Annotated in this window: 5 protein-coding genes; 2 read left to right on the forward strand and 3 right to left on the reverse strand. The window is 60.9% G+C overall.

Annotated features, from left to right (window positions below; all coding sequences use genetic code 11):
• Positions 1–181 precede the first annotated feature (181 nt).
• Positions 182–1,078: a M23 family metallopeptidase gene (locus QMX91_RS28690; RefSeq protein ID WP_027610372.1), complete on the forward strand. Its 897-nt coding sequence runs from the start codon at positions 182–184 to the stop codon at positions 1,076–1,078.
• 186 nt (positions 1,079–1,264) lie between these two features.
• Here QMX91_RS28690 and QMX91_RS28695 read toward each other — a convergent pair whose 3' ends face one another.
• The 3 genes from QMX91_RS28695 to phoB form a co-directional block, all read right to left on the reverse strand.
• Positions 1,265–2,605, reverse strand: a complete 1,341-nt coding sequence (locus tag QMX91_RS28695; RefSeq protein ID WP_003229612.1) for a hemolysin family protein — start codon at positions 2,603–2,605, stop codon at positions 1,265–1,267.
• 123 nt (positions 2,606–2,728) lie between these two features.
• A complete protein-coding gene (gene phoR / locus QMX91_RS28700) occupies positions 2,729–4,015 on the reverse strand; it encodes a phosphate regulon sensor histidine kinase PhoR (RefSeq protein WP_246881625.1) in 1,287 nt (428 codons plus the stop codon).
• A 74-nt stretch (positions 4,016–4,089) separates the two neighbouring features.
• On the reverse strand, positions 4,090–4,779 hold the full coding sequence (gene phoB / locus QMX91_RS28705; protein WP_003229608.1) for a phosphate regulon transcriptional regulator PhoB: 690 nt from the start codon (positions 4,777–4,779) through the stop codon (positions 4,090–4,092).
• Between the two features lie 151 nt (positions 4,780–4,930).
• On the opposite strand from phoB, the gene QMX91_RS28710 reads away from it, so the two are divergent.
• Positions 4,931–5,314, forward strand: a complete 384-nt coding sequence (locus QMX91_RS28710) for a hypothetical protein (RefSeq protein ID WP_027610374.1) — start codon at positions 4,931–4,933, stop codon at positions 5,312–5,314.
• Positions 5,315–5,405 lie beyond the last annotated feature (91 nt).

Below are 5,405 nucleotides of genomic sequence, written 5' to 3' on the forward strand. Positions count from 1 at the left end.
GAGCAAGCCCGCTCCCACCTTTGAAATGCATTCCAAGGTGGGAGCGGGCTTGCTCGCGAAGGGGTCATCACTGACGACGTCCATTTTCCAGACTGCCCAATTTGAAACATCTGTCGACTAGCCTGGTCTGTCTCAGCTGCTAGGCTCATTTCCAGGCCTTCCTTCGACAGACTCTTTGCCCATGCTCGCGCGCCTGCTGTTTTTCTGTGGTCTTTTCCTGGCCTCCACCTCGACTGTGGCCATGACCATCTACAAATCCACCGATGCCAACGGAGTGGTCTCGTACAGCGACCGGCCGAGCAAAGGCTCGCAGGTGTTCGTGTTTCAGGACCGCATGGTCGAGCACCTCGAACGTCAGGTGTACCTCGACATCAAGAAACAGAAGGGCAGCGACGTGGTGTTCGTGCGCAACGATCTGTATGCGCCGGTCGAGATTGCACTGGCGTTTACCGGCCTGAGCAATGTGCGTGGCGCTCCGGCGCAGACGATTCGCCGGGTGCTGCCGGCGCGCAGCAATACCCGGTTGGCGTTGCTGACGGCGATCAGCCGGGGTCAGCCGCTGGTGTATTCGCCGCAATTCCAGTATTCGCTGGGTGACCCCGCAGGCGCTGCGCAGAGCTATCGCTATCCGTTGCCGTGGCGGGGCGGGCCGTTCCGTCTCAGTCAGGGCGCCAACGGCCAGTACAGCCACTACGGGCCGAAGAACCGGTATGCGATGGACATCGCCATGCCAGTTGGCACGCCGATCATTGCCGCACGGGCCGGTGTGGTGGTGAAAACCGAAAATTCACAGAGCGGGCGCGGCAATGATGCGTCCGGCAATTTCGTCCGGGTGCTGCACGACGACGGCACGATGGGTGTTTACCTGCATCTCAAGCAAGGTTCGGTGAGCGTACGCGAGGGGCAGCGGGTGACGGTTGGCAGCCCGCTGGCGCTGTCCGGCAATACCGGCAATAGCAGCGGCCCGCACCTGCACTTTGTGGTGCAGCGCAATACCGGGCAGGGGCTGGTGTCGATTCCGTATCAGTTCAACCAGCCACTGGGGGCGTTGCCCAACTTTGCGTTGGGCAAACAGTAGAAGCGTTAGGGGGCCGCTGTGGAGGGGCTTTTGTGGTGAGGGGATTTATCCCCGATGGACGGCGCAGCCGTCCCAAAATCATTGAAGGCATTGAGTCAGGAGTTACGCGATTGCAGATTACAGGGCCGCTCCGCGACCCATCGGGGATAAATCCCCTCACCACAGAAGCGTCTCCCAAAACACCCATCAATCCAGCATCAACACCTTCGCCAGCACAATCTTCGGCCCTTTCATCTTCTTGATGATGATCCGCAGGCCTTCGACTTCCAGCACTTCTTCCTCTTCCGGCACTCGTTTCAGGGTCTCGTAGACCAGACCGGCGAGGGTTTCGGCTTCGATGTGATCCAGGTCGATTCCGAGCAGGCGTTCAACCTTGAACAGCGGCGTATCACCACGCACCAGCAGCTTGCCCGGCTGATACGCGAGGATCCCGCGCTCGGCCTTGCGGTGTTCGTCCTGGATGTCGCCGACCAGCACTTCCAGCACGTCTTCCATGGTCAGGTAGCCGATGATGTTGCCGTCGGCTTCTTCCACCACGGCGAAGTGCGAGCCGCCCTTGCGGAACTGCTCCAGCAGCTGCGACAGCGGCATGTGCCGCGACACGCGCTCCAGTGGACGGGTCAGTTCAGCCAGGTTGAACGACTCCGGAATGTGGTCCAGCGCCGCCAGCTCCAGCAGCAGGTCCTTGATGTGCAGCAGGCCGACGAACTCCTGACGTTCGCTGTCGTACACCGGATACCGGCTGAACTTGTGGCGACGGAACATCGCGAGGATTTCTTTCAGCGGCGCGTTGAATTCCAGGGTGATCAGGTCTTCGCGGGAGTTGGCCCAGTCGACCACTTCCAGTTCGCCCATCTCCACCGCCGAGGCCAGCACGCGCATGCCTTGGTCGCTCGGGTCCTGACCACGGCTGGAGTGCAGGATCAGTTTCAGTTCTTCGCGGCTGTAATGGTGTTCGTGGTGCGGGCCGGGTTCGCCCTGGCCGGCGATCCGCAGAATCGCGTTGGCGCTGGCATTGAGCAGGTAGATCGCCGGGTACATCGCCCAGTAGAACAGGTACAGCGGCACCGCCGTCCACAGCGACAGCAGCTCCGGTTTGCGGATCGCCCACGACTTGGGCGCCAGCTCACCGACCACGATGTGCAGGTAGGAAATGATGAAGAACGCGGTAAAGAACGAAATGCCTTTGACCACTTCCGGCGACTGCACGCCGACCGCGCTCAGCAGCGGTTCGAGAATGTGCGCGAATGCCGGCTCACCGACCCAGCCGAGGCCGAGGGAGGCGAGGGTGATACCGAGCTGACACGCCGAGAGGTACGCATCGAGCTGACTGTGTACGGTGCGCAGGATGTGCCCGCGCCAGCCGTTCTTGTCGGCGATGGCCTCGACCCGGGTCGAGCGCAGTTTGACCATGGCGAATTCCGCCGCAACGAAGAAGCCGTTGAGCAAAACCAGGATCAGAGCGAAAAGAATCATGCCGAAATCGGCGAATATCGTAGCGAGGGACAAGCCAGGGGAAGGGTCCATGATGGAGTTTTGCAGGTTCCGTGTGATTCGTAAGAGAGAAGAAATCGCGCCTGAAAGGCAGACGCAAGTCAGCCAATGTAGCGGCTGACATGGCGATTGCCTAGTGGCGCGTGCTGGCCGGTATCACTCGGCGGCGCTGATGGCCCGTGCCTGGGCCACCTGGGCCGGGGCGAAATGGCAGGTGAACGTGCTGCCATGACCGGGCACGCTGCTGATCTCCATCCGCGCGCGATGGCGCAGCAACACGTGTTTGACGATCGCCAGGCCCAGCCCGGTGCCGCCGGTGTTGGAGTTGCGGCTGGAATCGACGCGGTAGAAGCGTTCGGTCAGGCGCGGCAGGTGCTTGCTGTCGATGCCGATCCCGGAATCCTGCACGCTCAGGTGCGCACCTTGCTCGTCGCCCCACCAGCGAATGCGGATATTGCCTTCGGCCGGGGTGTATTTCACCGCGTTGAACACCAGGTTGGAGAAGGCACTGCGCAGCTCCGCCTCGCTGCCCTTGAGCAGGAGGCGCGCATCGGCTTCGAGAGTGATTTTCTGGTTCTTCTGCCCGGACAACTGCTGGGCGTCGCTCTTGATCGACTGCAGCAGGGCGTCGATCTGCACTGGCTGGTTGTCCGACGGGTAATCGGTGGCTTCCAGTTTCGCTAACAGCAGCAGGTCGTTGAGCAGCGTCTGCATGCGCCCGCCCTGTTGCTGCATCTGCTGCAGCGCGCGGCTCCAGCGCGGATTCACTTCCTCGACGTTGTCGAGCAGGGTTTCCAGATAGCCACAGATCACCGTCAGCGGCGTGCGCAGTTCGTGGGAGACGTTGGCAATGAAGTCTTTGCGCATCTGCTCCAGCTGATGGATGCGCGTGACGTCGCGCACCAGCATCAGGTGTTCGTTGTTGCCGTAGCGCGTAAGGTACAGCTGAATGCGCACCCGATCATTGGTCGGCGAAGGGATTTCCAGCGGTTCGGCGTAGCTTTCCTGCTCGAAGTATTCCTTGAAGCGGGGATGCCGTACCAGGTTGGTTACCGGTTGGCCGCTGTCTTGCGGGGTCTTGAGGCCGAGCAGGGTTTCGGCAGCGCGGTTCCACCATTCCAGGTTGCCGTCGCTGTCGAGCATGATCACCGCGTCTTTGAGCGCGGCGGTGGACTCCTGCACCCGGTCGATCACCGCTTGCAGGCGCCCGCGTACCCGTTGATCGCGGCGTTGCAGGTGGTAGATGCTGTCGAACACCTCGCCCCACAGGCCATAGCCGTCGGGCGGTGCTTCATCGGGTTGGTGCAGGCGCAGCCATTCGTGCAGACGCAGCAGTTGCTTGAGCGTCCAGGCCAGGTAAATCCCCAGGCCTGCTGCGAGGCTCCAGCCGTAGTAGCCGGTGATCAGGCCGATCACCAGACACGCTGTGACCAGCAACAGCATGTGGCGAATCAGGGTGCCATGCCAGTTTTGATTCACGGAAAATACGGTCCTTGTCAGCGAGTCTGGCGGTCGGATCAGGCCTTGGTGGAAAACCGGTAGCCGGTGCCGCGCACGGTTTGTACCAGATTTTCGTAGGCGTCGCCGAGGGCCTTGCGCAGGCGGCGGATGTGCACGTCGACGGTGCGCTCTTCAACATAGACGTTGCCGCCCCAGACCTGATCCAGCAACTGCCCGCGCGTGTAGGCGCGTTCCTGGTGGGTCATGAAGAATTGCAGCAGACGGTATTCGGTCGGGCCCATCTCGGCCGGACGGCCGTCGATGGTTACGCGGTGGCTGATCGGGTCGAGCAGCAGGCCGCCGACTTCGATTGGCGCTTCGCCATCGGTCGGGCCGGCGCGGCGCAGCACAGCCTTGAGGCGTGCGACCAGTTCGCGTGGAGAAAACGGTTTGGTGATGTAGTCGTCGGCGCCGACTTCAAGACCCTGAATCTTGTTGTCCTCTTCGCCCTTGGCGGTGAGCATGATGATCGGGATGTCCCCGGTCAGCTCGTCACGCTTGAGGCGGCGGGCCAGTTCGATGCCGGAGGTGCCGGGCAGCATCCAGTCGAGCAGGATCAGGTCCGGTTTGCGGTCAACGATGATGGCGTGTGCCTGCTGCGAGTTCTCCGCCTCGAGGCAGTCATAGCCGGCCATTTCCAACGCAACGGCGATCATTTCGCGAATGGGCGCTTCGTCGTCGACGATCAGAATGCTCCTGCCAACCATGCCTTAATCCTCTTGTCATTTAACTGTCTTGCGCCGCATTAGATAACGGAATTATTGCAGTCGTGTGACAGTATTTTAGTCGCCCGGCGGTTGGCGTGATCCTGGACTAAGCTCTAAGTCCGAATCCTGACAACCACAAAAGAAGGTTTCCATGACTCAAATGACTGCTTCTTTCAAAGCTCTGCTGATGGCTGCTGCCGTTGCTTTACCGACCATGGCGTTTGCTGCTGAGCCAGCGATGGAGAAGGACGGCATGTTTACCGATCACAAGGGCATGACCCTGTATACCTTTGCCAAAGACTCTGCGGGCAAGTCCATGTGCAACGACAAGTGTGCGGCGAACTGGCCACCGCTAATGGCTACGGCCGGCGACAAGTCCATGGGCGACTGGACCGTGATCAAGCGCGATGACGGCAAGATGCAATGGGCTTACGAGGGCAAACCGCTGTACACCTTCGTCATGGACAAGAAGGCTGGTGACATGACCGGTGAGGGCAAAATGGACGGCGCCTGGCACGTCGCCAAGGCCAAGTAAACGCAAATCCCCTGTGGGAGCGGGCTTGCTCGCGAAAGCGGTGTGTCAGTTGACGAAGAGGCCACTGGCAAAACGCTTTCGCGAGCAAGCC

The organism is Pseudomonas sp. PS01299, from assembly GCF_029960145.1.
Classification (GTDB): Bacteria; Pseudomonadota; Gammaproteobacteria; order Pseudomonadales; family Pseudomonadaceae; genus Aquipseudomonas; species Aquipseudomonas putida_A.